Source organism: Onishia niordana, assembly GCF_004798965.1.
In the GTDB taxonomy this organism is placed as follows: domain Bacteria; phylum Pseudomonadota; class Gammaproteobacteria; order Pseudomonadales; family Halomonadaceae; genus Onishia; species Onishia niordana.
The window spans coordinates 1-231 of the sequence record NZ_SDSD01000174.1 but is presented as its reverse complement, the minus strand read 5'-3'; the positions used below and the strand labels follow the sequence as shown (position 1 = coordinate 231).

Here is a 231-nt window from a genome sequence, read left to right as displayed (position 1 = left end):
GCTATAGATAAACCAGATGAAACAGGTTATGTAGCAGATGATTATCGTATCGCTTATATGGCTGAACATATTTCAGAAATGATTAAAGCAGTCGAGTTGGACGGAATCGAGCTTCTGGGCTATACTTCATGGGGCTGTATTGACTTGGTATCTGCTGGAACAGGCGAGATGTCTAAACGTTATGGTTTTATCTATGTTGATCGTGATGACCAGGGAAATGGAACCCTAAAA

General features: G+C 40.7%; 1 protein-coding gene. It reads left to right on the top strand.

All coding sequences use genetic code 11. From position 1 onward, the window contains the following. Positions 1-231, top strand: a 231-nt coding sequence (locus ETC27_RS18395; protein WP_136256095.1) for a family 1 glycosylhydrolase, incomplete at both ends; no start/stop codon positions are given.